Raw genomic sequence first — 23,448 nt, 5'->3', positions numbered from 1 at the left:
GCCCTGGCCACGCTACCGCTACTCTGTTCTGCGGTAGCGTGTCCGAGCGGCCGAAGGTACTCGCCTCGAAAGCGAGTGAGGGTAAAACCTCCGCGGGTTCAAATCCCGCCGCTACCGCCATATTGAGAAGTTCGTGGTTTAGGTAGACTTCGGTGAAATATCGCCGTTTCTTCCACCCAAACCACGAACTTCTTGCTTTTTCGAAAGGATCCCCGTGGCGACTTTCCTCTACCGGCTAGGCAAGTGGTCCTTCCTGAACAAGTGGAAGGTCATCATTGCCTGGCTGCTGCTCTTTGCCGCTGGGGTGGCGGGTGCGTTGACGCTGTCGAAGCCTCTCTCGTCGGATTTCAAAATCTCGGGCACTCCGTCTATCGATGCGCTCGAGTCCTTGGGCGAGAATTTCCCCGGGCAGAGCGACCCGGTGCAAGCGCCGTCGGTGAACCTCGTGTTCAAAGCGCCAGATGGGCAGCGGCTTGATGACCCAGAAAATATGGCCGCCATCGACGAGACAATCGGCTATATCGAAGACAACCTGCCGGATATCCGTGGCACTCAGCGCTTTGGCAATCCCGTCACGGTGAATAAAGAGTTGACGGAGCAGATCGTTTCCCAGATGACGGAGATGGGTCTGCCGGAAGAACGTGCGCAGGCAGACGCGGACAATATTCGTTTGCTCTCCAGCGATGGCCGGATCGGCTACACCACCTTTGAATTCGGTGCAGAGACCTCCATGCAGGTCACCGATGAGGAACGTGCTGCGGTCGACGGCGCGCTTGAATTGGGTCGCTCCAAGGGCCTGCAGGTTGAAGCAGGTGGTCCGGGCTTCGGCGAGCCGATCGAGATCAAGACCACCAGTGAGATCATCGGTATCGGTGTGGCCTTCATCGTCATGCTGGTCACCTTCGGTTCTCTGGTGGCGGCAGGCATGCCGGTGATCACCGCTGTTATCGGTGTTGGTTTGGGCACCTTCCTGATCCTCATGGCCACCCGGTTCACTGAGCTCAATGAAGTCACGCCAGTCATGGCCGTGATGATCGGGCTTGCAGTGGGCATTGACTACGCGCTGTTCATTCTTTCCCGTTTCAAGCAGGAACGTCGTCGTCTGCCCGGGCCGGAGGCAGCTGGATTAGCCGTTGGCACTGCTGGTTCCTCAGTGGTGTTTGCTGGCGCGACTGTTTTCACCGCGCTTGTTGCGTTGGTGCTGGCACAGATCGAATTCCTCTCCTGGATGGGTCTGTCCGCCGCTGCAACGGTCGCGATTGCGGTGCTCGTGGCAATCACTCTTCTGCCTGCACTGATGGGGTTGCTTGGCGATAAGATCTTCGCCGCCAAGATCCCCGGCGTTGCTGGAAACCCTGGCCCAGGAAACCGTCCAGCGAAGGACCTGAACACCCGTTCGCTGGGCCGCACGTGGGTCAATATTGTGCGGAAAACACCAGCGACGGTGATGGCTGGCGTAGTCATTCTTCTTGGTATCTGCTCATTGCCGGTGCTGGATATGGAGATGTCCCTGCCATCAGATTCCAATAGCGATACCGACACCACGCAGCGCAAGTCCGCCGATCTCATGGCCGAAGGCTTCGGGGAGGGCGTGAACGCGCCCTTCCTGCTCGTCGTTGATGCCCACGACGCCAACCCAGAATCCGAGGCTCTCGCTCCTTACATGCGTTTCATCCCGGATGAGGCGGTGGAAGAGGGGACGGGGGACGTCGATAAGCGAAAAGCAGCGCTGTCCTCCTTCATGTACGCGATGGAACGCGCGGGCACTGTGGCGGGCATCAAGCATGCACAGCTCGTTGGCGTCAATGACGACATGACGGCCGCGCAGATCATGGCCACCCCGTTGACGGGCCCGGATGACAAGTACACGGTGGAAACCGCTCATGCCCTGCGCGAAGTCGACGCCGAGATTGAAGACGCGACCGGTGCTCACATCGGTCTGACTGGATTCACCGCCGTGCAGATGGACATCACCGAAGAGCTCGCTGGCGCGATGCCGCTGTACCTCGCGATCGTCGTCGGGCTCGCAGTCTTGCTGCTCATTCTTGTGTTCCGTTCGATCATGGTGCCGCTCATCGCTGGCCTGGGCTTCCTGCTCTCCGTCGGCGCGGCATTCGGCGCGACCGTCGAGGTCTTCCAAAAGGGCGCGTTCGGGTTGGTCAACACCCCGGGACCGATCCTGTCTTTCCTGCCGATCCTGCTCATCGGCGTCACCTTTGGCTTGGCCATGGACTACCAAGTCTTCCTGGTCACGCGCATGCGCGAGCAATTCACCCGCCTGCGCCGCCCCGATGATGACTCGGAAGCCGTCCTCGATGCCGTTGCCGAATCCACCGTGGAAGGCTTCGTTCGCGGCGCGCGCGTTGTCACCGCCGCAGCCATCATCATGATCGCGGTGTTCGTCGCATTCATTGACCAACCACTGCCATTCATCAAGATCTTCGGCTTCGCGCTCGGCGCAGCCGTACTCTTCGACGCATTCTTTATCCGCATGGCGCTCGTCCCCGCCACAATGTTCATCTTGGGCAATTCCACCTGGTGGATGCCCAAATGGCTCGACCGCATTTTGCCCAACTTGGACATCGAAGGCGAAGAGCTGGAACGCCAGTTTGAAAAGGAGCACGCAGCAGCATGACTGACACACTCAACACCGACCTCAGCTTCGAAGTAGGCACTCGCCTTGAGGAAGCCCCGGGCCGCCACGGCCGCACCGGTGTCATTCACACCCCGCACGGCCCGATTCAAACTCCCGCGTTCATCCCGGTGGCCACGAAGGCCACGGTGAAAACGCTCACCCCGGACCAGATCCGTCAGACTGGTGCGCAGGCGATCTTGTCCAATGCGTACCACCTCTACCTGCAGCCTGGTCCCGATATCGTCGATGAGGCCGGGGGAGTGGCCGCCTTTGAAAACTGGCACGGCCCCACCTACACCGATTCCGGTGGTTTCCAGGTGATGAGCCTTGGCGTTGGCTTCAAGAAAGTCCTGGCCATGGACGTTGCTGGACTCACCGACGAAGACATCCGCGCCGCTAACAAAGACCGCATGGCGCGTGTCGACGACGACGGCGTGGACTTCAAATCATTCATCGACGGCTCCTCGCACCGCTTCACCCCGGAAGTGTCCATGCAGATCCAGCACCAATTGGGTGCGGACATCATGTTCGCCTTCGATGAACTGACCACCCTCGTAGACACCCGCGCCTACCAGGAGCATTCCGTGGAGCGCACCCGCCAATGGGCCCGTCGCTGCCTGCTTGAACACGAGCGTCTCACCCAGGCCCGCCCTGACAAACCGCTCCAGTCCTTGTGGGGTGTGGTGCAGGGTGCGCAGTACGAGGACCTGCGTCGACAAGCTACCCATGGTCTTCTCGCCCTCGATGAGGAAGCCCGCGCTGAAGGCCGTCGCGGCTTCGGTGGTTTCGGTATCGGCGGCGCCTTGGAGAAGGAGAACTTGGGCACTATCGTCGGCTGGGTCACTGACGAGCTCCCGGAGGACAAGCCCCGGCACCTGCTGGGCATCTCTGAACCCGACGACCTGTTCACCGCCATCGAAGCGGGCGCCGACACCTTCGACTGCGTCGCCCCGACCCGCCTCGGTCGCCGCGGTGGCGTGTACACCCTGGACGGCCGCATGAACCTCATGGCCGCCCGCTTCCGCCGCGATTTCTCCGGCGTGGACGAGGAATTCGGCGGCTACGTCTCCGAGAACTACTCCCGCGCCTATATCCACCACCTGCTGCGCGCGAAGGAATTTCTCGCCGGCACCCTGTGCACCCTGCACAACCTCGAATTCATGGTGCGCCTGGTGGATAATATTCGCGCCGCGATCGACGCCGGCGACTACGAGGCCTACCGCGACGAGTTCCTCGGGCGCTATTACGCGGGGCGGTAAAACTTCCTAGGATGTAGGTATGTACCTACAGGAGGTGTGAGATGACAACGCTGAGCGCCCGGGAATTCAACCGCGATGTCAGCGCCGCTAAGCGCGCTGCGCTAGAAGGGCCAGTGGTGATCACTGACCGCGGCCGTGCATCGCATGTGCTGCTGTCGGCGGAGCGTTACAAAGAGCTCGTGGCGAACACGTCCAATTGGGCGAGCCGCCTCCACATGGAAGAGGACATTGAGTTTGAGCCGCCCCGGATGGATTTCGGCCTGAGGGATCCGGAGCTATGAGCTTCTTGCTGGACACCAACGTGGTCAGCGAGCTTCGAAAGCCCGCCTCGAGAGTCAATCCCGGAGTGTTGGCCTGGTCGACAAAACATCCGCTTGTCGAGCAATTTCTCTCGGCCGTCACCATCTTCGAGCTTGAGCTGGGGGTGTCGCTGAAGGAACGCCGCGATCCAGTGCAAGGCGCGAAACTACGGGCGTGGCTCGAAGATCAGGTGAAACCGTCCTTCGAAGGGCGGGTACTACCGTTTGATGCTGCGGTTGCTGCGCATGCGGCTCGCCTGCACGTGGATGATCCCCGCCCTCTGGCGGATTCTTTCATCGCGGCAACAGCGCAGCTGCATGGTCTCGCTGTTGTGACCCGGAATGAGCGTGACTTCATCCCATTCCGGGTACCGTGCATCAACCCCTGGTCGGATTAAGCCGTCACCGCGCTCGCGCGCTCCTCGGCGCGTCGCACGGCAGCGATGGTCGGGTAGGTGATGGGCAGGAGGACGACCTCCATGAGGGTCTTCCACAGGAAGCCAACCACAACGTAGTTCACGAACGTGCCCACCGAGTCCACGCCAATCACACCAGCGGCGATGGAGCAGAACAACAGGGTGTCGGCGAATTCACCGACGATGGTGGAGCCGATCAGGCGTGCCCACAGGCGGTCGGTGCCGAAGCGGTCCTTCATCTTCTGCAGCACCCACGCGTTGAGCAGCTGGCCCACAACGTAGCCGGTCAGCGAAGCGAGGATGATGCGCGGCAGCAAGCCTAGGACGGCGGAGAAGGTGTCCTGCATGTCGTAGAAACCAGCGGCGGGCAGCCAGATGGCGATATAGAAGGACGCCACGGCCAGCAGCGCGATGCCGAAGCCGGTGAACACGGCACGGCGCGCAGCCTTGAAGCCGTAGACCTCGGCGATCACGTCACCGATGACATAGGAGATGGGGAAGAGGAAGAACGCACCGTCGGTGACCAGCGGTCCGAGCTCCACTCCCTTCTGTGCGGTGATATTGGAGATGAGGAAGACTGCGCAGAACACTGCCAGCAGATACGGGTACGGCGAGCGCGCGATGGGGTGCGGGTGGGAAACAGGGTTCGACATGCGCAATATCATTGCATATCCCGCCGCAGACCAAGCTACGGTCGCGCAATTTACTTTCGGAGAAACGCCAGAAAAAGTTGATCAACATTATTGAGCGCTCAATAATGTTGATCATTAGGCTAGGGGGCATGCGCAACGTAGTTGAAGTAGCGAACCGGGTTTTGGAACGGGAGGATCTCCCGCTGCGGTTCCGTTCTGCGGAGCCTGAAAAAGATGCGGAGGTTAATGACCGAGTAAATGTGAGGGTTGTCGATTCTCGTGAGCAACCTGGTTTTCCGGCCTTTGAAACTACTCTGCACTACCGCGAGCTCGGGACGAATATGTCCCGGTCGCAGAAGCTCGAGAGTGGGGCATTCGTTTACTGCCCCCGCATCACTCCGTCGTGGGCAGATCACTTCAGGCAGCACGGAATCATGTACCTCGATGAACGGGGGAATTGTTTCATCGAAAAGGGGCAGCTGTTCGTGGATGTGAGAGGGAGGACCCGTAGCGCCGGAAGTTCCCGGCAGGCCGCAAACCCTGCGGTGCGCACACAATCCTCAGCTGCTCAGAATCTTTTCGCTCCACGCCGGGCACAAGTTTCTGGTCTCCTACTGTCCCGCCCAGAGCTGTTGGGTGCGCCCACCCGCGAAATCGCGCAGGAGAGCGACACCTCTGTGGGGACTACTGTGCAAACACTCGGCCTCTTGCTCGAAGCGGGGTACCTGTTCAAAGCGGATGGTGGTTTCCGCTTTGAGCCCGACAAGTTGGGTCCGCTCATAGATGCGTGGGCGGATGCCTATCCCGCCGCCCTAGGAAAGCGCCTTGAGCTATTCCGCGGACACGCGGAGGTGGAAAGTTTTGAGGGGCTTTCACCGCTTGGAAGTGTCAGTGGGGAGCGCGCCGTCCCAGAACTGGTGCGCGGCGGCGATTCTGTGGACATCTACTTGGGGCACGAATCGGACCTCACGGAAGTGGTCAGGCATGCCCGTATTCGGAGGGACCCTTTGGGAAACGTGATTGTCCGGCGGGCATTCTGGAGGAGTGTAGCTGGCGTTGAAGAGGATGCGGTTAGAACCGGAGGAGAAGCTTTTTCTGGTTGGTCTTATGCTTTGAGCATGCTGGTCTATTCCGACCTGAGGGCTACACGTGATTCACGACTTCTTGAGGTGGCGGAGCACGTGAAAAAGAGAATTTTGGGGGGCATTCGTGAACGATGAGGATGCGCTGAGTTTCGTTCTGGGGGAAATCGGAAGCTATGCCGGGGTAGATCAGCTCATGGTCATCGGTGCAGTGTGCCGAAATATTCACCAAGCTTCTTTTCGAGATACAGCGCCTTCCCGGTCGACAGATGACATCGATATAGGTGTTGTGGTTGAGGGCTGGGAAACTATCCGGGAACTGCAGCGCGCTTTTCCGTCCGCTTCCGGCGCATGGCAGGAAATTGAGGTGGGCGGAATAACTGTGGATATCGTTCCGTTTGGTTCCGTGGAATCACCACCGGGTGAAGTTGCGGTTGGTGACGGCATCGTGATGAATGTTGCTGGATTCCGCGAGGTTTTTGGCTGTTCTGACATCTATGAGACCACGGACGGGGTCAGGTTCAGGATCCCATCGGTAGCGGGATTAGCGGCTTTGAAGCTGCATGCCTGGCTTGATCGGTATCCGGAAGGGAAGTACAAGGATGCTCAAGACCTCGGCTTGATCATTGCTTGGTATGCAACAGGTGATGATGTGTGGCTTTTCAACCGCTTTTTCGAGTTCAAAAGAGCGGATGAAGCTGAAGTCAGCGAGGTGATGGCCGCGTTTGTTCTTGGGATCGAAGTGGCAGAAGTGTTGGGTGAAACGGCATCAGCGTATCTTCTACAGAGGTTTAAGGATGAGACCGAGATCGGGCTCGATTTGTTTGCGGAAAAACTAGTCGCACCTGGGGAATATTGGGCGTCGGCGAAGGTCCGGAGCGATCAGGTGAGGGCGTTGCTCGACGGACTGGCTTGCGGGGGAGCAGGTTAAGGGCATCTGTGGCGCAATATCATTGCACACATGCAGCATTCACAACCTGCCGCCGGCCGTTATGCCCCGAGCCCGAGTGGGGATCTCCACTTCGGCAATTTGCGCACGGCGGTGCTCGCGTGGCTGTTTGCGCGTCAGTCGGGCCGCAAGTTCTACATGCGCGTGGAGGACATTGATTCGGAGCGTTCCAGCATGGAATCGGCCCGTCGCCAGCTGGAGGACCTCTCGGCGCTGGGCATTGAGTGGGATGAGCCGGTGATCTACCAGCACGAGCGCGGCGATGCGTACGCGTCGGCGCTGGCCACACTGGATACGTATGAATGTTATTGCTCCCGTCGCGATATCCGGGAGGCGGCGTCCGCGCCCCACGCGCAGCCAGGCATGTACCCGGGCACGTGCCGCGATCTCACAGAAGAGCAGCGCGCTTATCGACGTTCCCAGCTCGCCGACCAAGGCCGCCTCCCCGCCATCCGTCTGCGGGCGCATGCCCGTGAGTGGACTGTGTCCGATTACTACAAAGGCGAATTCACCGGCCCTGTCGATGACGTCATCCTCAAACGCGGCGGCAACGTGAACCAGGCCCAAGCGGGGGATTGGGCGTACAACCTCGCCGTCGTGGTGGATGACGGCTACCAAAATATCGATCAAATTGTCCGCGGCGATGACCTTCTAGGATCCGCTCCCGCGCAGGCGTACCTCGCACACGAATTGGGGTTACCGCAGCCGAATTACATTCACGTTCCGCTTGTAGTAAATGCCCAAGGGAATCGATTGGCAAAACGCGACGGAGCGGTGACCCTACGGGAAATGTTGACGGAGAAAACCGTCGCCGAAATCTTCATCCAACTCGCTTTATCGGTTGGTGTCGAGGGGGTTACCTGCGCCGATGAGTTGCTAGTGAAATTTGATTCCCAGAAGCTCTCTACCGAGCCATGGGTGTGGGCGTGATTTCAAGCCTTTAACACTCGCTGACTATTAACTGTGTGTTATATGACTGGAGCTTGAGTGTTGGCTTAATGTGGGCGATATTAGTCACGTTGGAAACAACTTCTCAAACGAGTCCACATTGATCTCTAAAAAGTTGACCGCCAGTGTCGTCGCACTGGCTCTTGGTGCATCCGCCATCATGGTCCCGCAAGCTTCGGCACTGCCGGCGACGTTTATCAGCCCTCCGTCGATGGGCTCAAATCCGCAGCAGCTTGAATGCAACATCGTGTTGGCAGTGAACTCGACTTCGCATTCGCCAGGTCGTGCCTTCGATGAGTCCCAGAATGGTGTGACCGTCGGTGCCGGCCTGAATGTGGAGAATACGCAGTTCACCCCGTGGGTCACGCTGGATCCTGAGGGTGAGCGAATTTTCAAATCCGCAAAAGTGAATATCACGGTGGCGAACGAAAGCGTTGACCCTGCGACGCACTCGTACAGCATTGAGACGCGCAGTGAGGGCAGTTTCAACGCTGGTCTGCTCAATGACGGTGTAAACAACGCGCAATTGAAGATCACCGATTTGTCTCCGGTGAACCCTAAGCAGTTCACGCTGTCTCAGGGCAAAAAGCAGATTGCTCAAGGGGAGCTTGGCGTGGATCCTGCTTCAAAAGATGCGCAGACGTGGGCGTGGAAGATCACATCGCCGACCATCAAGGCGCATCAGCGGACTCGTGTGAGTCCAGAGGCCGTAGTCGATGTCGCACCGTGGCCGATTGAGTCGGACAATTGTTTGCCGCTCAAGCCGTCTGAGAAGAAGTCTCAGCCGATCATTGCTGACGGCAAGGAGTACAACACCGGCATCACGGTTTCTAACGGTTCCAAGTCTGATTACGCGCGCCTGACCGGCAACGTCTCCATCGCTGGCAGGAAGATCAACGACGCGAAGGTGCGCGTGGACTCCTCCGGCAAGGTTTTCGTCACCCTTCCTAAGGGCGCAACCGGCGCTGATGACAACAAGAAGGCGGCCAAGGTTGACATTGAGCTGCTCGCCCAGCCGCGCGAAGCCACGAAGAATTCGGATCACGAGTCCTACAACTCGCCGCAGGCGCTGCGGGTTGTGAATAAGTATGGCCTCGTCGACCAGAATTCGAAGAAGTTCACCGGTTCCGTCCCGGTGCAGAAGTTCGCGCCAGAGTACAACTCGCCGAGAACTGTCGAGCCGGGTGGATCCGTCGATGTCACGCTGAAGACCCAGCCGGGCAAGGTGCGTGGTAAGGCAGTCGGCGCGACCTACACCGTGGTTAACCCACAGAAGGGTTGGACCGCTGAGCCGGCGAAGGACGGAACCCTGAAGGTTACCGCGCCGAAGGGTGCGAAGAATGGTGACACCGCTACCTTCACCGTTGAGGTGGCGTACCCGGACGGTTCCGTCGATACGCTCAAGCCCGTTGTGAAGGTCCAGAAGCCGGCTGCGGAGACCCACACCCCGGACTACGGCGAGGACAAGGGCAAGGTCGGCACCAAGATCACCCTTGAGCAGAAGAACAAGAACCTGCCGAAGGGCTCCACCTTCACTATCACCCCGGGCCAGAACCTGGGTGACTGGAAGCCGCAGGTCGACAAGAACGGCAAGATCACCGTCACTATCCCGGGCTCCGCAAACCCGGGTGATGTGAAGACGATTCTGGTGGACGTGAAGTACCCGGACGGCTCCGTCGATAAGCGTGTGCCTGCAAAGGTGACCGTGCTGAATGATCCGAAGTACGGCGTTGAGCGTGGTTGGCCGAATGACACCGTGACACTTGAGCATGAGGGCAAGGTTGCGGATGGCTCCACGTTCAAGATCAACCCGAACCAGGACCTGGGTGACTGGAAGCCGGTTATCGACGAGAAGACCGGTGAGATCACCGTGACCATCCCGAAGAATGCTGAGCCGGGCTTCAAAGACATCCTCGTTGACGTCACCGACCCGAACAACGGTGACAAGGTTGAGACTGTCACGGCACGCGTGATTGTCAACGGCAAGAATGATGGCAACACTCCGCCGGTCAACCCGAACGGTGGCGACAACAACATCATCATCATTTATCCGAACCCGACGACTCCGTCGAACCCGAACGATCCGAACAACCCGGGTGGCAAGACCACCATCGAGATCGTCGGCAAGGACAACCTGCCGGAGGGCGGCAAGGTCACGGTTGGCCCGAACGGTGAGATCTACCTGATCATTCCGAAGGACAACACTCCGACTGAGCCAGTCAAAATCACCATCAAGGTGACTAACCCGGACGGTTCCACCGAGGAGAAGGACATCACCATCGTTGTCCCGACCCCGCCGACGGACAACACGCCTGGCGATACCGACGGCAATGATGACGACAACAGCGACGGTGGCGACAAGCCGGGCAACCCGAACGGTGGCACCACTGTCATCATCGTCAACCCGAATGGCAACGGTGGCGGAAACCCGAACGACGTGAAGGTCCCGGAGGGCTGGAAGGTCACCAAGGAAGGCGACAATTTCGTCATCACCATCCCTGAAGGCACGAAGCCGGGTAATTACCCGATCGTCGTCCCGAACGGTAAGGACGGCACGACGACTGTCAATGTGACCGTTGGTGGGAAGCGCAGCATCCTTGCATCGTCTGAGGATTTGAAGGGGTCCTCCGAGAACTTGAGCAAGTGCTTTGAGAACCTGTCGTCGGCAAGCAACCCGCTGCTGTGGCTGCTTCCTGTCGGCATCCTCGCTGCAGTTGGCGCGCCACTTGCTGGCCCGATCAGCCAGGAATTCGGCAAGGCAGTCGCGAATGTTCAGCGTCAGATGAACATTGACATCCCGAACCCGTTCGGCAATATTGGCCAGAACCGTCAGCAGCCGGACTTTGTGAAGCAGATCCAGATCGAAGCAGCACGCCTGCAGCAGCAGTTCGGCCCGGCCGTGACCCAGGCAGCAGCAGTCGGCCTCGCGATCGTCGGTGCCGCAGCAACCCTGGGCATCCTTGCAGCGGTCTGCCGCAACGGCGGTGAGGATCTCGCTTCCTCCAAGAAGGGTGAGAACGCTGAAGGCAGCTCCGTCAAGGACCTCTTTGGTGGCGAGGGCTCAAGCAACAAGGACGGCGAAGGTTCCAGCAGCAACGGTGCTGAGGGCTCCAGCAGCGACCGTGCTGAAGGTGAGCAGGCTGGCTCGAGTGCTGAAGGCTCCAGCTCCGAGAACGCTGGCGCCGAGGGCTCTGCACCGGCAGGCGACAAATAAGACGAAACGCTAGGCGCGTGAAGCGCTGACGCTCGACCCCGTGTCCACAAGGGCACGGGGTTTCGTCGTGTTTAGGGGATTGTGAAGGTTTGGGGGTGGATGATGAAGTGTCCTGGGTTTAGTTTCGATCATTTCTAGAGAAGGATTGGGATCATGCCAAGGAAGTACAGTGACGAGTTCAAGGCCAAGGCAGTGCGTTTGGCTGAGGACCTCGTTGAGCTCGAAGGGTGCTCGAAATGGAGTGCAGCCGTAGAGATCGGTGAAAAGCTCGGCATTCCAGCGCACACGCTCAACGATTGGTTGAAGCCGAATATGGTCTCGTCCGATGTTGAGATTGGCGCCGGCGAGTCAACGGCTGACGAACTGAAGCGGTTGCGGAAAGAGATTAAGGAGCTACGCAGGGCGAATGAGATCTTGAAAACCGCGTCAGCTTTTTTCGCGGCGGAACTCGACCGTCCCACCAGAAGATGATCGAATACATCGATGCGTATCGCGATCGCTTCGGGGTCGAGGCTATCTGTCGCACATTGAAAGAGACAGAATGTGGGTTCATCACCTCTCGTGGCTACCGAGCAGCGAAAACACGCGCGCCGTCGGCGAGGAGTTTGTCGGATGCGCTGCTCATTCCTGAATTGGTGAGGGTCTACGAGGACAACTTCAGCGTCTACGGGGTCCGCAAGATGTGGAAGGCTATGCAGCGCGCCGGCTGGAACATCGGTCGTGATCAGACCGCGCGTTTGATGAAGCAAGCTGGCATTTACGGCCGCAGGCGTGGCCGCACACCGATGACAACGCTTCGGGCCAACGTGCCGGATTGCCGCCCTGACCTGGTCAACCGTGACTTCACTGCCCCCGCACCGCACCGGTTGTGGGTCGCTGACATTACCTATGTGCGCACCTTGTCTGGTTTTGCCTACACCGCGTTTATCACCGATGTGTACTCCAGAAAGATCGTCGGTGTCGCGACTCGGGCGAGATGCGTACCGATGAACTGCCGCTGGAGGCCTTTGAGCACGCCCTGTATCACGCTGGTGATCTTCGCTCAGAAGGGCTTGTCCACCACAGTGACCGCGGCTCCCAGTATGTGTCGATCCGTTACGGTGAAGCGCTCGCCCAGGCGGGTATCGATCCGTCTGTCGGCACCGTTGGCGACTCCTATGACAACGCGTTGGCTGAAACGGTCAACGGGCTCTACAAAACAGAGCTGATTTATCCCCACCGGCCGTGGGCATCGGTCGGTGAAATCGAGATCGCCACTCTTCGCTGGGTGCACTGGTGGAACAACCAGCGACTTCATCAATCCCTGGGATATATAACTCCACAGGAGATGGAGGACGCTTACTATCAACGATCAGGCGCTCAAACGTTGGGCGTTAAATAAGCGGAACGAAAGCCAGGACGCTTCATGAGTTGCGGGTGTAAACAGTGCCCCGTAACCGTGGGGCGGGTGAATCTGTTTGCATGTAAAAATATGGACGAACGTAAACCGGCTGGTTAAACAGTTGGGCCTGTCAAGCAACCGGCGTGAAATGTAAACAGATTCACTCGCGCGATTGAGGCGCGTCTCTGCGTAGCTGTGCAGTGTCGCGTGGGCGCGGTTGTTGGTGGGGGCTTGCTCGAGCGGGAGAAGGTGGGGCAGGCGCCGGGCCGAAACAAAAATTTCCCCCAGCCCTTATGTGTGGACTGGGGGACATTGCGGAGGATGTGGGATTTGAACCCACGAGGGTCGTGAAACCCGCACGCGTTCCAGGCGTGTGACATAGGCCGCTAGTCGAATCCTCCAGCGACGCATTTTGTTGTTCTGCAGGCGAACCAGCAGAACGCGTCGAGAAAGTACTTTAGCGGAAGGATGGGTGGGGACAAAATTGGTGGTGGGGTGGGGCGTCGATAAGCAAAATGCGTGGTTTTTGAACTGGTTGCCGCAAGCTACTAGACTTGCGCGCAGGATCTCACGCGGTGTTTATCTTGTGAACTCCCCCAGGGCGGGAACGCAGCAAGGGTCAACGAGCTCTGGCAGGTGCGTGGGGTCCCTTTATTTTGTCCGGATGCGGTGGGGCCGCGGGAACAGAGCACAGGTACTCTGGGCGGCGTAAATACATCCACTCCTTAAAGGAAGTGATCCCACCATGTCCCTGCTCGATCTGGACACCGCTGGCCGCGAAGAACTCGCCACGAAGGTGCGCGCGGAATACGAAACGCTCAAAGAGCGCAACCTGAACCTTGACCTGACGCGAGGCAAGCCCGCGGCAGAGCAGCTGGACTTGAGCAACGACCTGCTCGAGCTACCTGGCAAGGGCAACTATGTGGATGCCACCGGCACGGATGTGCGCAACTACGGCAACCTCAAAGGCATCAAGGACATCCGCGAAATCTGGGGCGAGGTCATCGGCGTGCCGGTGGACAACCTGTACGCGGAGGATTCCTCCTCGCTGAACATCATGTTTGACCTGGTCAACTGGTCGTATACGTTCGGAAACAATGACTCTGAGCGTCCGTGGAGTGCTGAGGAGACGATCAAGTGGATCTGCCCGGTGCCGGGCTATGACCGCCACTTCGCCATCACGGAGAAGTTCGGCTTTGAAATGATCACCGTCCCGATGCTTGAGGACGGCCCTGACGTGGACGCTGTTGCTGAGCTGGTCAAGGACCCGTCGGTGAAGGGCATGTGGGTTGTGCCGATGTTCGCTAACCCGTCTGGCGTGACCGCCACCGAGGAGGTCGTGCGAAAGCTCGCAGCGATGGAGACTGCAGCGCCGGACTTCCGCATCGTGTGGGACAACGCATACGCCATCCACACCCTCACCGAAGAGTTCCCACCGATCATTGACGTGCTTGGGATTTCCGCAGAGGCCGGCAACCCGAACCGCTTCTGGGTGCTCAGCTCCACCTCCAAGATCACGCACGCGGGCGCTGGCGTGGCGTTTCTCGCTGCCTCGACTGAGAACCTTGACTGGTACGCCTCCGTCGCTGGCATCCGCGGTATCGGCCCAAACAAGATCAACCAGCTGGCACATGCGAAGCTCTTCGGCGATGCCGATGGCGTGCGCGCACTGATGCAGAAGCACGCGCAGATCCTCAAGCCGAAATTCGACGCTGTTTTGGAGATCCTGCAGAACCGTCTCGGCGAGTACGAAGTCGCGCATTGGACCACCCCGGCGGGTGGCTACTTCATCTCGCTCGATGTTGTTGACGGCACCGCTACCCGCGTGTGGGAACTCGCTCGTGAAGCTGGCATCACCCTGACTAAGGCTGGTTCCGCCTTCCCGAAGGGCGAGGATCCGAATGACCGCAACATCCGACTTGCGCCGTCGCTGCCGCCTATCGACGAAGTCCGCACCGCTATGGACGGCGTTGCCACCTGCGTACTGCTCGCTGCGTTGGAGAAGCTCGAGAAGTAAGTGACACCGCAGGAAACACACGCCTGGCTTGCCGACGTCTGCGGCCCCATGGACCTCCTCGATGTCAACGGCATGACCATTGGTGTTGCACCGGTGCTCCCCGCAGCTGTCAGCGTGGGGTTCAGCCAGATCGACAGTGGTCTTGTCGTTGATGACCCGGCGGTTGGCACACCCGATGCTGGTGCTGTGACCGAGGTGCGCTGTGAGATCATCTGCGCCGCGGAAGGCGCGACCCCACAGCAGCGCGTGATGGCTGTCGCTGGCGCGTGGAACACACTGGTCAACGCCGGCATTCCGGGTCAGCCAGGCACAGCGCTGCCGGGGTTGGTCGATGATCCAGCACTGTCTGTCCATCATGGTCTGCTGCGTGAGCCGCAGATCTTTGATCGTGGAACGCCCCTGGTCAATGAGCCAGCTACTGATGATGCTCCGGCACGCATGACTCTGCTGCTGGAGCTGGTGTTGCTCACCGACGATGAATACGAGATCGCCTCTGAGCAGGGGATCGATGTGTTGGAGCGACGCCTGCACCGCCGGCAGACGAACATCGGGGACTGGGTCCGCGAGTAGGCCGCCCCAGGGTGCTAGCTGATTCCGCGCTCTGACAGGTACATCAAGATCGCACGGACGCGACGGTTCTCCTCATCCGGTGTGAGTCCGAGTTTGGCGAAGATGCTGGACACATGTTTAGCCACAGCGGCGCCGGAGAAATAGAGCTTCTCAGCGATCTCAGCATTGGATAGGCCTTCGGCCATGAGCTCGAGGACCTCTCGTTCGCGTGGGGTGAGGGTGGTCAGCCAACGTGAGCTGGCGGCCATGAGTTCGCTGGCGACGTCCGGGTCGATGACCACGCCACCGCTAGCTACAGTCTCACAGGCCTGGACGAAGTCTTTCACCTCAGCGACGCGGTCTTTGAGCAGGTAGCCGGTGCCACCGTCGCCGCCGGAGAACAATTCGCGGGCATAGGCAGGTGCCACATATTGGGATAGGACGAGCACATTGACAGGGCCTTGCTCGCGCAGCTTCAAGGCTGCTTGAAGCCCATCATCGCGCATTTTGGGCGGCATGCGGACATCGGTGATCACCAGGTCTGGAGAGTGCTGTGCCACGGCACCGGGCAGGGCATCTGCGTTACCGACCTGCCCGGCGACCTCGTGGCCGCGTCGGGTCAGCAGGCCCGCAACCCCTTCACGCAGTAGGGCGGAGTCATCAGCGATCACGATCTTCATGGTGCTAGTCCACTTTCTCCTCGGTACAGCAGCAACGGTATCCGCGCTGTGACGGTGGTAGGTCCACCGTGGGGTGAATGCACTTCTATTGACCCGCCGAATGCAGCGATGCGTTCACGCATGCCATCGAGCCCTCCGCCCGAAATGAAGCAGGCCCCACCGTCGCCGGAGTCAGTGACTGCGATATTGAGGGTGTGATCGCAGGTGATTAGCACACTGACGGGGGCGCCAGGGGCGTGCTTCGCGGCATTGGTCAGGGCCTCGGAGGTGAAGAAATATGCGGCGGCGAGGACGGAATCGTCGATAAGCGGAAGCGCGTGCGGGGCACGGACGGTGACGTGCGGCCCGTATTTTGCGGCGGCAGTTTCGACGGCTTCGACGAGTCCGCGGTCGGTGAGCTCGCGCGGGTGAATGCCGTGCACAGTGCGGCGGAGGGCGTCGAGGCCGTTTTTGAGGTCGTGGGCAGCGGCGTCGAGAAGCGGTGAATTGGTCTCAAGCTGTGCCTCGCCGAGCTTCATCGCTGCCGCCACGAAGTACTGCTGCGCGCCATCGTGCAGGTCGCGCTCAATGCGCAGGCGTTCGATCTCGTATGCTTCCGCAATCTTGCGCCGGGACGCCGTGAGCTGGTGAATTGCTCGCGCGGCCTCAGCCTCGTGGTTCTTCTTCCGCCACATGCACACGAGGGTAGCGGGGTAGTGCTAGCACTACCCGTATTTGGGAGCCTGCGCCATGGTGGCCACGCGCAGCAGGCGGTGAAATGGAACCATGCTTGAACTGAACGACATCACCAAATCATTCACCCAGCAACGGGTCCTCGAAGGCATCAGCCTGAATATCGAGCCCGGCGAATCCGTCGCGATCATGGGCCCGTCCGGCTCCGGCAAATCGACATTGCTCCACTGCATGTCTGGCGTGCTCGTCCCCGATCACGGCGAGGTCCGCTTCAACGGACGCGACATTGCATCGCTTAACGACGCCACCCGCTCCCAACTCCGCCTCGACCACTTCGGCTTCATCTTCCAGGACGGCCAGCTCCTTCCTGAGCTGACCGCGAAGGAGAACGTGGCACTGCCGCAGATCATGCGTGGCGAGTCCCGTTCGAAGGCCCACACGGAAGCCGCTGACATGCTCACCCGTCTGGGCCTGGGGGATTTTGTGAATCGCTTCCCGGGGCAGCTCTCCGGCGGGCAGAGCCAGCGTGTAGCGATTGCGCGTGCCCTGGCCGGGCCGCCGTCGGTGGTCTTTGCCGACGAGCCGACCGCCGCTCTCGACCAGGCCACCGGCCACGAGGTGATGCAGCAGATCACTGCTGTTGCACAAAAATTCGGAGTGACGCTCGTGCTGGTCACCCACGACCCGAAGATCGCCCAATGGTGCGACCGCAGGATCGAGATCCGCGATGGCCTTATCCACTCTGAGGGTGCTGCGAAGGCGGTGCAGGCATGAGCGCGATGACACTGATGACCGCTGCGCAGTCCTCCACCGCAGAGGGGCGCGCACAACGCCAGACCGGCGAACGTTGGGTCCGTGCCTTGTCGCTCGTGGCATTCTCGGTGTCCACCTGGATCCTGTGCACCCTGGCTGCCGGAACGTGGATGTTCGCGCAACGCATGTGGCACCCGCATGAGGCGGTGAGGGCGATCGACGCAGACCTCGGCGGCCTACTTACGTTGAGCTACGTCTTCCTTGCTCTCTTCGCATCATTGCTGGTGGTGCCAACCTTGCTCGGCCTGCTTACTCAGGCTGCGCGTGCGAATCTCGGTGGGCGTGAAGAACAGTTGGCGATTCTGCGCCTGATCGGCGCGACCTCCGGCCAAGTGCGCGGAATGATGATTCTCGATGCGTTGCGCCAGGCATTCGTCGGCCTTGGCATTGGCACTGTGCTGTACCTGGTCAGTGTTCCTGCATGGTCGCTGCTGACCTTCCAAGAAAAGCGCATCGGCACATGGGAGATGTTCACCTGGTGGATCGTGCCTGTTGCCTGGCTCGTGGTGCTCGTTTTGGCCGCAGCGTCTGTCTGGCTCGCCCTGCGCCGTGTGGCTGTTACCCCGCTGGGAGTGACCAAGAAGATCCCGCCAAAGGGGCAAAGCGTGATCACTCTGGTCATCTCGCTTGTGGCAGTTTTTGCCCTGTACCGCTACTTGAGCACATTAACGATCGCGCCGGGCGCCAATGCCACGGACTTCATCCTGCTGCTCGTCGTCGTTGCCGGCGTATTAATGGTCAACGCTCTCATCGCCGTCGGTGTGATCCAGTTGATCGCCCGATTCAGCTACCTGCTTCCTGGTCCCGCTAACTACGTGGCCACACGGCGCGTCGGACGTGGTGCAAGAACGACGTGGAAGCGTGTCGCAGCGCTGTATTTCCTTGCATTCACTGCTGGTATCAGTAGCTGGATCTCTGCCATCCCAGAAATCGACGCAGACCCGGCCCTAAATATGATCACCGGCGATATTCCCACAGGAGTGGCCCTCACTGCGATCTTTGGTGCCATCCTCCTCGTCGCCTCCACACTGCTCACCCAGGCGTTGGCAGTGGTAGAGCAGAAGCAGCTGACCAAGTCTCTCTACTTCGTTGGTGCGCCCGCGAAGTACCACACCTCCGTGGCCATCCGGGAGATCGGCGTGCCAATGGTGCTGGTCACACTGTTGGGCTTCGGCATGGGCAACCTGCTGGGCTTCGTCTTGGTCACCGTTCCCGTCGACGTACTACCTCAGCTCACTCTCTTCGCCGCCCTGATCGCGCTTGTTCTCGCCGGCTGCATTGCCGCCGTTGCCGCCACGGGCAAACTCCGCGAGCGCGTGCTGGCTGAGACCGGCCGCCTCAACGACTAGTGCTTCGCTGCTGCGCATGGACTGATCTTCATGGACTAAACCGCATGGACTGAGTGAACCTTCGGCGGAATTGAAAGAAACTGCTCGACTACACGGTTGATGCGGGTTAGTTCATGGTGGGGAGTCCATGCAGAGGGATTCATGGGGATTCATAGCGCAATCACCGTATGATCCTGCGCCGTGACTGTGCGGGTAGAGGCTGCAGCCTTCTCGTTCGTCCGCTCCGTGTGGTCCCTAAACGTCTCGATCTAGCCGGGAAGCATCGGAACTACCTCGACGTCGAACTCGGACGGCGCTAGCCCCGACTGGTACGCGAGCGCTTCGATCACTTCATCTTCGGCGCGGTCCAACCGGCTCGTCTGCGAGACCACTCCGAGCTCTGTGCATTCCAGAACCCACACACCGCTGGTGCGGCGCTCGGCGGTCACTGTGAACGTGTTCATCGCCACCATCCCTGTCCCAGCTCTGCGTTCTTTGCATTCTGATTACCGCATGTTGATCCTAATTCAATTATGCGGCGAACGATTCAATCCACTGACTATTGACGGAACTGCTTTAAGCCTGGACCAGGGGGGCGGGGCCGAGCTTTATTCGAGGAGCCGCGAATATTGGGGGCGGGCTTTCATGGAGTGGATGGGCAGCTCGTCACCGTCTGCTGCGACTACGACGACTGTCTCAAGGAGCCGGGCATGGTGTCCGAAGTCAAGTCTCAACTCTCTCCACTGAGTCGTTTCATCGTCGAGTGGCTCGATCCATAAGGGGTTGGAAGCCGCCTGAATGCCATCAGCTGTGGTGATGCCATGTTTGGTGGCGGACTTCGCGTATCTCATGCCGCGGTGAAGGCGCCGATCGCTTGGCGGATGATCTCGGACCGGGTCATGTTCTTCTCGGTGGCGAGATCGTCGAGTGCTTTCAGTTCGTCGTCGGTGAGGCGGACAGCGACGACCTGTGCGGGAGTTGATCCCCGTCCCGGGCGCCCGCGGCCGCGCTTCTTCAGGAGCTCTGGGTCGTAGCCGATCTCGGCTTCGGCGACCCAAGCGTCGAGCTGTTCTTGGCTGGCGTTCACAGGCATGTCAATACCGTATAACGAAAATATCTGCGCTGGCAATGCCCGCTTACGGATAGACCCACGGTGGGTGTCGCGGGTGCCTAGTAGGGTGAAACCGTGGCTTTGTACCGGAAGTATCGCCCAGCCTCGTTCGCCGAGATGATTGGGCAGGAGCAGGTGACCCGCCCGCTGTCCACAGCGCTGGACAATGGGCGCGTCAATCACGCTTATTTGTTCTCGGGGCCGAGGGGGACGGGTAAGACGTCGTCGGCACGCATTTTGGCGCGTTCACTGAACTGCGTCGAGGGCCCGACGTCGACGCCGTGTGGCGTGTGCCCATCGTGTGTGGCGCTCGCGCCGGGTGGGCCGGGCAACCTGGACGTCACTGAGATGGACGCTGCGTCGAACGGTGGCGTCGACGAGATGCGTGAGCTGCGTGAACGTGCGTATTTCGCGCCGGCGGAATCGCGCTACCGCGTGTTCATTATCGATGAGGCCCACATGATCACGGGCGCGGGTGCGAACGCTTTGCTGAAGATCGTAGAGGAGCCACCGGAGCACCTCGTGTTCATTTTTGCGACGACGGAGCCGGAGAAAATCATTGGCACGATCCGTTCGCGCACTCACCATTACCCGTTCCGCCTGCTCACCCCGCAGGCAATGCGCCAGCTCGTCGAGCGCACGGTCGCCGCGGAAGGTGTCACGGTCGACGAGAATGTCTACCCGCTGGTCATCCGCGCTGGTGGCGGTTCGCCGCGTGACACGCTGTCGATCCTCGACCAGTTGCTCGCGGGCGCCGGCCCCGACGGGCTGACGTACGAGCTTGCGTTGCCGTTGCTTGGGGTCACGGACCTTTCGCTTATCGACGCCACTGTGGACGCCCTCGCCGCCCGCGACGCCGCCGCATTGTTCAAGGCCGTTGATGATGTGATTGAGGCGGGCCATGAGCCGCGCCGTTTCGCGATTGATCTGCTGGACCGTCTGCGTGACCTGATGATCATTCACGCTGTCCCGGATGCTTTCGGTCAGGGGCTTGTCGATGCCCCGACTGACCGCGCTGAGATTCTCGCTGCTGAGGCCGATAAATTCTCAGGCAATCAGCTCGCTGCCCTGGCTACTGAGGTCAATGAGCGGATCATGTCTTTGCGCGGTGCAACGTCCCCGCGTCTGTTGCTGGAGATCATGATGGCGCACCTGCTTGGTGTGGCATCGGGCGCGCAGGCACCTGTCGCCGCGGCATCTGGCCTGACTGAGATTCAGGACGCAACAGCTTCGGCCACCGGCGTGGGGGACAAGCCCCGTGGCGCCGCTGCCGCACTTGCTGCTGCCGCCGCTGTGCAGGCCACTGCGAATGTGACTTCCCAGTCCACGCCCGCACCGCGTGAGGCTCCGAAGCCTGCCCGCGAGCAGGCCCAACGCCCCCAGCCGGAGCAGCCCCCGCGGCAGGCGCAATCGGAGCAGCCTGAGCCGGCTGAACGGGAAGCACCGGCAATGCAGGAGACTGAAGGTAGCCAGGCGAATGCGGGGGAGTCCGGCGAGCCGGACAGCACTGTTGATGCTGATGCGTTGATGGAGCGGATCCATAAGGAGTGGATCACGCTGCGGCAGTCGGTGGGTGAGCGCAATAAGGTCGCGGAGATCATGCTCACTGAGGCCAAGCCGCTGGGTATGGATGGGACGACGCTGGTCGTTGGCCATAACACTGGTGCGCTGGCGAACAGCATCAACTCGAAGCACAACAACGACGACATTGCTGCCGTCCTGACGGAGAAGCTTGGCACCGAGGTCGGGGTGCGTTGTGTGGTGGGCACGGACCCAAAAGTCGCGGGCTTTGAAGCCCCTGCTCGTGCGCCGCAGGCGTGGAGCCCGCCGCGTGAACAGGAACAGTCGGAGCCAGAAGCGCAACCGGAGCACGGTTCCCCGGATGACGGTGAGCCAGCCGGATCGGCTGAGGATCCGCACGCGGCTGACGGGACTGAAGCGGAGGAGCCGATGCCGACGAGTGACGGCTCCGTAGATAACGCTAATGCTGCCGTGACGCCGGAGCCGCCTGTCGCGTCCGGGCCGGCAGCTGCAGCAGCCGCGGCGGCAGCGGCAGCGGGTGCAGCTGGGGTTGTGAGCGGGGCGCAGAATCGTGCCGTGGCTGCTCCAGCAAATGCCCAGCCGACGGCCGGGCCGAAGACTGGTTTTGGTGAGTCGACGAGCTTCAGCAGTGGGGTGCCACTGCCACCGGAACCGGAGGACGAGCCACCAGCGGAGGAAGCGCCGGCACCGTATACGCGTGAAGATGAAGAACGCGACATGGTCGACCAATCCCAGGAAGCAGGCACGTTCGACCGTCGCAGTCCTACCGAAGTAGCGATGGAATTGCTTGCCGACGAACTGGGGGCGCGGCCGCTTTAAGCGACTCGGTACACTAGTTCAAGGACGCGGTCGGCACCGACCGGTTGCGTGATAAAGACACTGTTACAAACGTTCAAGAAAGGTCAATGACCATGACTCAGCCAGATCAGAACGGCATGCCCGATATGCAGGAACTCATCCGCCAGGCCACCGAGGTCCAGGCGCAGATCCAGCGTGCGCAGGAAGAGATCCTCGCTGCGACCGTTGAGGGCTCCGCTGGTGGCGGTCTGGTGAACATCACCATGACCGGTGGCGCAGAGATCAAGGACCTGTCCATTAAGCCGGAGGCTGTGGACCCGAACGATGTGGAGACCCTCCAGGACCTCATCCTCGCTGCTTACCGTGATGCTCACACCAAGGCTGGTCAGCTGGCTCAGGAGAAGATCGGTCCGCTGACTCAGCAGGGCCCGGGTGAGGGCAACGAGTTCAGCCAGATGTTCGGCGGAAACTAAACCCGCTCTATGTTTGAAGGCCCTCTTCAGGACCTCATCGACGAATTCTCCCGCCTCCCCGGGGTGGGGCCGAAAAGCGCTCAGCGCATCGCGTTCCACCTGCTAAAAACAGATCCGGAGGATATTGATCGCCTCCGCAGCGCGCTTGGTGCTGTGCGTGACGGCGTGACGTTCTGCCGGATCTGCAACAACGTTTCGCGGGATGAAGTCTGCCGTGTTTGTGCAGACAGTGGCCGGGACGCCGGCTTGATCTGTGTCGTTGAGGACGCCAAAGACATCCAGGTCATTGAGCGCACGGGTGAATACTCGGGGCGCTACCACGTGCTCGGCGGGGCGCTTGACCCCTTGGCCAACGTGGGACCTAAAGATCTGACGATTTCTTCGCTGCTCCAACGCATCGGCGGTGTACTGCCGGACCGAGAGGGCGAGGAGTCCCCAGAGATCCATGAGGTCATTCTGGCGACGGATCCTGACACTGAGGGCGAAGCCACCGCGTCATATTTGGCGCGGTTGCTCAAAGATTTCCCGGACCTGACCACATCACGTTTGGCGTCCGGTATGCCGCTTGGCGGCGATTTGGAGTTCGTTGATGAGCTGACCTTGTCCCGCGCATTGACGGGACGGCTGCAGCTCTAACGGCTCTTTCTCAA

General features: G+C 60.2%; 21 protein-coding genes, 2 tRNA genes, 1 other RNA gene and 1 pseudogene. 19 read left to right on the top strand and 6 right to left on the bottom strand.

The genetic code is table 11. The annotated features are described in order from the left end of the window. Window positions 1–32 precede the first annotated feature (32 nt). From Q0X21_RS04790 to Q0X21_RS04770, 5 genes are all read left to right on the top strand, one after another. A tRNA-Ser gene (locus Q0X21_RS04790) sits at window positions 33–120 on the top strand. Window positions 121–214: 94 nt separating this feature from the next. Continuing rightward, window positions 215–2,635 carry an MMPL family transporter gene (locus Q0X21_RS04785; RefSeq protein ID WP_297850624.1) on the top strand — a complete coding sequence of 807 codons (2,421 nt, stop codon included), beginning with the start codon at window positions 215–217 and terminating at the stop codon, window positions 2,633–2,635. Further along, window positions 2,632–3,894 carry a tRNA guanosine(34) transglycosylase Tgt gene (gene tgt, locus Q0X21_RS04780; RefSeq protein WP_297850623.1) on the top strand — a complete coding sequence of 421 codons (1,263 nt, stop codon included), beginning with the start codon at window positions 2,632–2,634 and terminating at the stop codon, window positions 3,892–3,894. The genes Q0X21_RS04785 and tgt overlap by 4 nt, the downstream gene beginning before the upstream one ends. A 41-nt stretch (window positions 3,895–3,935) precedes the next feature. After that, entirely contained in the window at window positions 3,936–4,175 is a 240-nt protein-coding gene (locus Q0X21_RS04775; RefSeq protein WP_297850622.1) for a type II toxin-antitoxin system Phd/YefM family antitoxin, read from the top strand. Further along, window positions 4,172–4,591 carry a type II toxin-antitoxin system VapC family toxin gene (locus Q0X21_RS04770; protein ID WP_297850621.1) on the top strand — a complete coding sequence of 140 codons (420 nt, stop codon included), beginning with the start codon at window positions 4,172–4,174 and terminating at the stop codon, window positions 4,589–4,591. Before Q0X21_RS04775 ends, Q0X21_RS04770 begins: the two co-directional genes overlap by 4 nt. On the opposite strand, the gene Q0X21_RS04765 is transcribed toward Q0X21_RS04770, so the two are convergent. Further along, window positions 4,588–5,262, bottom strand: coding sequence for a queuosine precursor transporter (locus Q0X21_RS04765; RefSeq protein ID WP_297850620.1), 675 nt, complete (start codon window positions 5,260–5,262; stop codon window positions 4,588–4,590). The two genes, Q0X21_RS04770 and Q0X21_RS04765, sit on opposite strands and share 4 nt — an antisense overlap. Before the next feature lie 128 nt (window positions 5,263–5,390). Here Q0X21_RS04765 and Q0X21_RS04760 point away from each other — a divergent pair, with 128 nt between their 5' ends. From Q0X21_RS04760 to Q0X21_RS04740, 5 genes and pseudogenes are all read left to right on the top strand, one after another. Continuing rightward, a complete protein-coding gene (locus Q0X21_RS04760; RefSeq protein WP_297850619.1) occupies window positions 5,391–6,461 on the top strand; it encodes a type IV toxin-antitoxin system AbiEi family antitoxin in 1,071 nt (356 codons plus the stop codon). After that, complete coding sequence (locus Q0X21_RS04755; RefSeq protein WP_297850618.1) at window positions 6,451–7,254, top strand: hypothetical protein; 804 nt, start codon at window positions 6,451–6,453, stop codon at window positions 7,252–7,254. Before Q0X21_RS04760 ends, Q0X21_RS04755 begins: the two co-directional genes overlap by 11 nt. A gap of 30 nt (window positions 7,255–7,284) precedes the next feature. Beyond that, complete coding sequence (gene gluQRS, locus Q0X21_RS04750) at window positions 7,285–8,202, top strand: tRNA glutamyl-Q(34) synthetase GluQRS (protein ID WP_297850617.1); 918 nt, start codon at window positions 7,285–7,287, stop codon at window positions 8,200–8,202. 118 nt (window positions 8,203–8,320) lie between these two features. Next, window positions 8,321–11,434 (top strand): YPDG domain-containing protein, encoded by a 3,114-nt coding sequence (locus Q0X21_RS04745; protein ID WP_297850616.1) that lies wholly within the window; start codon window positions 8,321–8,323, stop codon window positions 11,432–11,434. A gap of 153 nt (window positions 11,435–11,587) precedes the next feature. Continuing rightward, window positions 11,588–12,815 (top strand): annotated as a pseudogene (locus Q0X21_RS04740) (IS3 family transposase). Window positions 12,816–13,130: 315 nt separating this feature from the next. Here the strand turns inward: Q0X21_RS04740 and Q0X21_RS04735 are convergent. Next, window positions 13,131–13,216: transfer RNA gene (locus tag Q0X21_RS04735), tRNA-Ser, on the bottom strand. Window positions 13,217–13,374: 158 nt separating this feature from the next. Here Q0X21_RS04735 and ffs point away from each other — a divergent pair. The 3 genes from ffs to Q0X21_RS04720 all read left to right on the top strand — a co-directional run bounded on the left by ffs (window position 13,375) and on the right by Q0X21_RS04720 (window position 15,402). Further along, window positions 13,375–13,471, top strand: an RNA gene (ffs, locus tag Q0X21_RS04730) — signal recognition particle sRNA small type. A gap of 89 nt (window positions 13,472–13,560) precedes the next feature. Then, window positions 13,561–14,832 carry an aminotransferase class I/II-fold pyridoxal phosphate-dependent enzyme gene (locus Q0X21_RS04725; protein WP_297850615.1) on the top strand — a complete coding sequence of 424 codons (1,272 nt, stop codon included), beginning with the start codon at window positions 13,561–13,563 and terminating at the stop codon, window positions 14,830–14,832. Next, complete coding sequence (locus tag Q0X21_RS04720) at window positions 14,833–15,402, top strand: hypothetical protein (protein ID WP_297850614.1); 570 nt, start codon at window positions 14,833–14,835, stop codon at window positions 15,400–15,402. It abuts the gene before it with no gap. Window positions 15,403–15,416: 14 nt separating this feature from the next. Here the strand turns inward: Q0X21_RS04720 and Q0X21_RS04715 are convergent, their stop codons facing one another. Beyond that, the gene (locus Q0X21_RS04715) at window positions 15,417–16,061 is read right to left on the bottom strand and encodes a response regulator transcription factor (protein ID WP_297850613.1); all 645 of its coding nucleotides are present in this window, start codon (window positions 16,059–16,061) and stop codon (window positions 15,417–15,419) included. Continuing rightward, window positions 16,058–16,735: a sensor histidine kinase gene (locus Q0X21_RS04710; RefSeq protein WP_297850612.1), complete on the bottom strand. Its 678-nt coding sequence runs from the start codon at window positions 16,733–16,735 to the stop codon at window positions 16,058–16,060. Before Q0X21_RS04710 ends, Q0X21_RS04715 begins: the two co-directional genes overlap by 4 nt. A 91-nt stretch (window positions 16,736–16,826) precedes the next feature. Here Q0X21_RS04710 and Q0X21_RS04705 point away from each other — a divergent pair, with 91 nt between their 5' ends. Both Q0X21_RS04705 and Q0X21_RS04700 read left to right on the top strand, forming a co-directional pair. Beyond that, complete coding sequence (locus Q0X21_RS04705; RefSeq protein ID WP_297850611.1) at window positions 16,827–17,507, top strand: ABC transporter ATP-binding protein; 681 nt, start codon at window positions 16,827–16,829, stop codon at window positions 17,505–17,507. Next, window positions 17,504–18,895: an FtsX-like permease family protein gene (locus Q0X21_RS04700; RefSeq protein ID WP_297850610.1), complete on the top strand. Its 1,392-nt coding sequence runs from the start codon at window positions 17,504–17,506 to the stop codon at window positions 18,893–18,895. Before Q0X21_RS04705 ends, Q0X21_RS04700 begins: the two co-directional genes overlap by 4 nt. A 248-nt stretch (window positions 18,896–19,143) precedes the next feature. Here Q0X21_RS04700 and Q0X21_RS04695 read toward each other — a convergent pair whose 3' ends face one another. Continuing rightward, entirely contained in the window at window positions 19,144–19,338 is a 195-nt protein-coding gene (locus Q0X21_RS04695) for a hypothetical protein (RefSeq protein ID WP_297850609.1), read from the bottom strand. A gap of 165 nt (window positions 19,339–19,503) precedes the next feature. Between Q0X21_RS04695 and Q0X21_RS04690 the strand changes: the two genes are divergently transcribed. Further along, window positions 19,504–19,653 (top strand): hypothetical protein, encoded by a 150-nt coding sequence (locus Q0X21_RS04690; RefSeq protein ID WP_297850608.1) that lies wholly within the window; start codon window positions 19,504–19,506, stop codon window positions 19,651–19,653. Between the two features lie 68 nt (window positions 19,654–19,721). Here Q0X21_RS04690 and Q0X21_RS04685 read toward each other — a convergent pair whose 3' ends face one another. Next, complete coding sequence (locus Q0X21_RS04685) at window positions 19,722–19,967, bottom strand: CopG family transcriptional regulator (RefSeq protein WP_297850607.1); 246 nt, start codon at window positions 19,965–19,967, stop codon at window positions 19,722–19,724. A gap of 93 nt (window positions 19,968–20,060) precedes the next feature. Here Q0X21_RS04685 and Q0X21_RS04680 point away from each other — a divergent pair, with 93 nt between their 5' ends. The 3 genes from Q0X21_RS04680 (at window position 20,061) to recR (ending at window position 23,434) form a co-directional block, all read left to right on the top strand. Next, window positions 20,061–22,346: a DNA polymerase III subunit gamma and tau gene (locus tag Q0X21_RS04680; protein WP_297850606.1), complete on the top strand. Its 2,286-nt coding sequence runs from the start codon at window positions 20,061–20,063 to the stop codon at window positions 22,344–22,346. Window positions 22,347–22,438: 92 nt separating this feature from the next. Then, on the top strand, window positions 22,439–22,798 hold the full coding sequence (locus tag Q0X21_RS04675; protein WP_297850605.1) for a YbaB/EbfC family nucleoid-associated protein: 360 nt from the start codon (window positions 22,439–22,441) through the stop codon (window positions 22,796–22,798). Between the two features lie 9 nt (window positions 22,799–22,807). Next, window positions 22,808–23,434, top strand: a complete 627-nt coding sequence (recR, locus tag Q0X21_RS04670; protein ID WP_297850604.1) for a recombination mediator RecR — start codon at window positions 22,808–22,810, stop codon at window positions 23,432–23,434. Window positions 23,435–23,448: the final 14 nt, after the last annotated feature.

Origin of the sequence: uncultured Corynebacterium sp. (assembly GCF_947253065.1) — a bacterium.
Taxonomy (GTDB): domain Bacteria; phylum Actinomycetota; class Actinomycetes; order Mycobacteriales; family Mycobacteriaceae; genus Corynebacterium.
Note: the sequence above shows the minus strand (reverse complement) of the source record. Positions and strands in the feature narration are given on the sequence as shown.

Bases quoted from the DNA above. Each gene is read 5' to 3' on its own strand.
- gluQRS (WP_297850617.1), top strand. From the start codon at position 7,285: ATGCAGCATTCACAACCTGCCGCCGGCCGTTATGCCCCGAGCCCGAGT.
- Q0X21_RS04775 (WP_297850622.1), top strand. From the start codon at position 3,936: ATGACAACGCTGAGCGCCCGGGAATTCAACCGCGATGTCAGCGCCGCT.
- Q0X21_RS04695 (WP_297850609.1), bottom strand. From the start codon at position 19,338: ATGAACACGTTCACAGTGACCGCCGAGCGCCGCACCAGCGGTGTGTGG.
- Q0X21_RS04715 (WP_297850613.1), bottom strand. From the start codon at position 16,061: ATGAAGATCGTGATCGCTGATGACTCCGCCCTACTGCGTGAAGGGGTT.
- Q0X21_RS04675 (WP_297850605.1), top strand. From the start codon at position 22,439: ATGACTCAGCCAGATCAGAACGGCATGCCCGATATGCAGGAACTCATC.
- Q0X21_RS04765 (WP_297850620.1), bottom strand. From the start codon at position 5,262: ATGTCGAACCCTGTTTCCCACCCGCACCCCATCGCGCGCTCGCCGTAC.
- Q0X21_RS04685 (WP_297850607.1), bottom strand. From the start codon at position 19,967: ATGCCTGTGAACGCCAGCCAAGAACAGCTCGACGCTTGGGTCGCCGAA.
- Q0X21_RS04710 (WP_297850612.1), bottom strand. From the start codon at position 16,735: ATGTGGCGGAAGAAGAACCACGAGGCTGAGGCCGCGCGAGCAATTCAC.
- tgt (WP_297850623.1), top strand. From the start codon at position 2,632: ATGACTGACACACTCAACACCGACCTCAGCTTCGAAGTAGGCACTCGC.
- Q0X21_RS04705 (WP_297850611.1), top strand. From the start codon at position 16,827: ATGCTTGAACTGAACGACATCACCAAATCATTCACCCAGCAACGGGTC.
- Q0X21_RS04725 (WP_297850615.1), top strand. From the start codon at position 13,561: ATGTCCCTGCTCGATCTGGACACCGCTGGCCGCGAAGAACTCGCCACG.
- Q0X21_RS04700 (WP_297850610.1), top strand. From the start codon at position 17,504: ATGAGCGCGATGACACTGATGACCGCTGCGCAGTCCTCCACCGCAGAG.
- Q0X21_RS04760 (WP_297850619.1), top strand. From the start codon at position 5,391: ATGCGCAACGTAGTTGAAGTAGCGAACCGGGTTTTGGAACGGGAGGAT.
- Q0X21_RS04770 (WP_297850621.1), top strand. From the start codon at position 4,172: ATGAGCTTCTTGCTGGACACCAACGTGGTCAGCGAGCTTCGAAAGCCC.
- recR (WP_297850604.1), top strand. From the start codon at position 22,808: ATGTTTGAAGGCCCTCTTCAGGACCTCATCGACGAATTCTCCCGCCTC.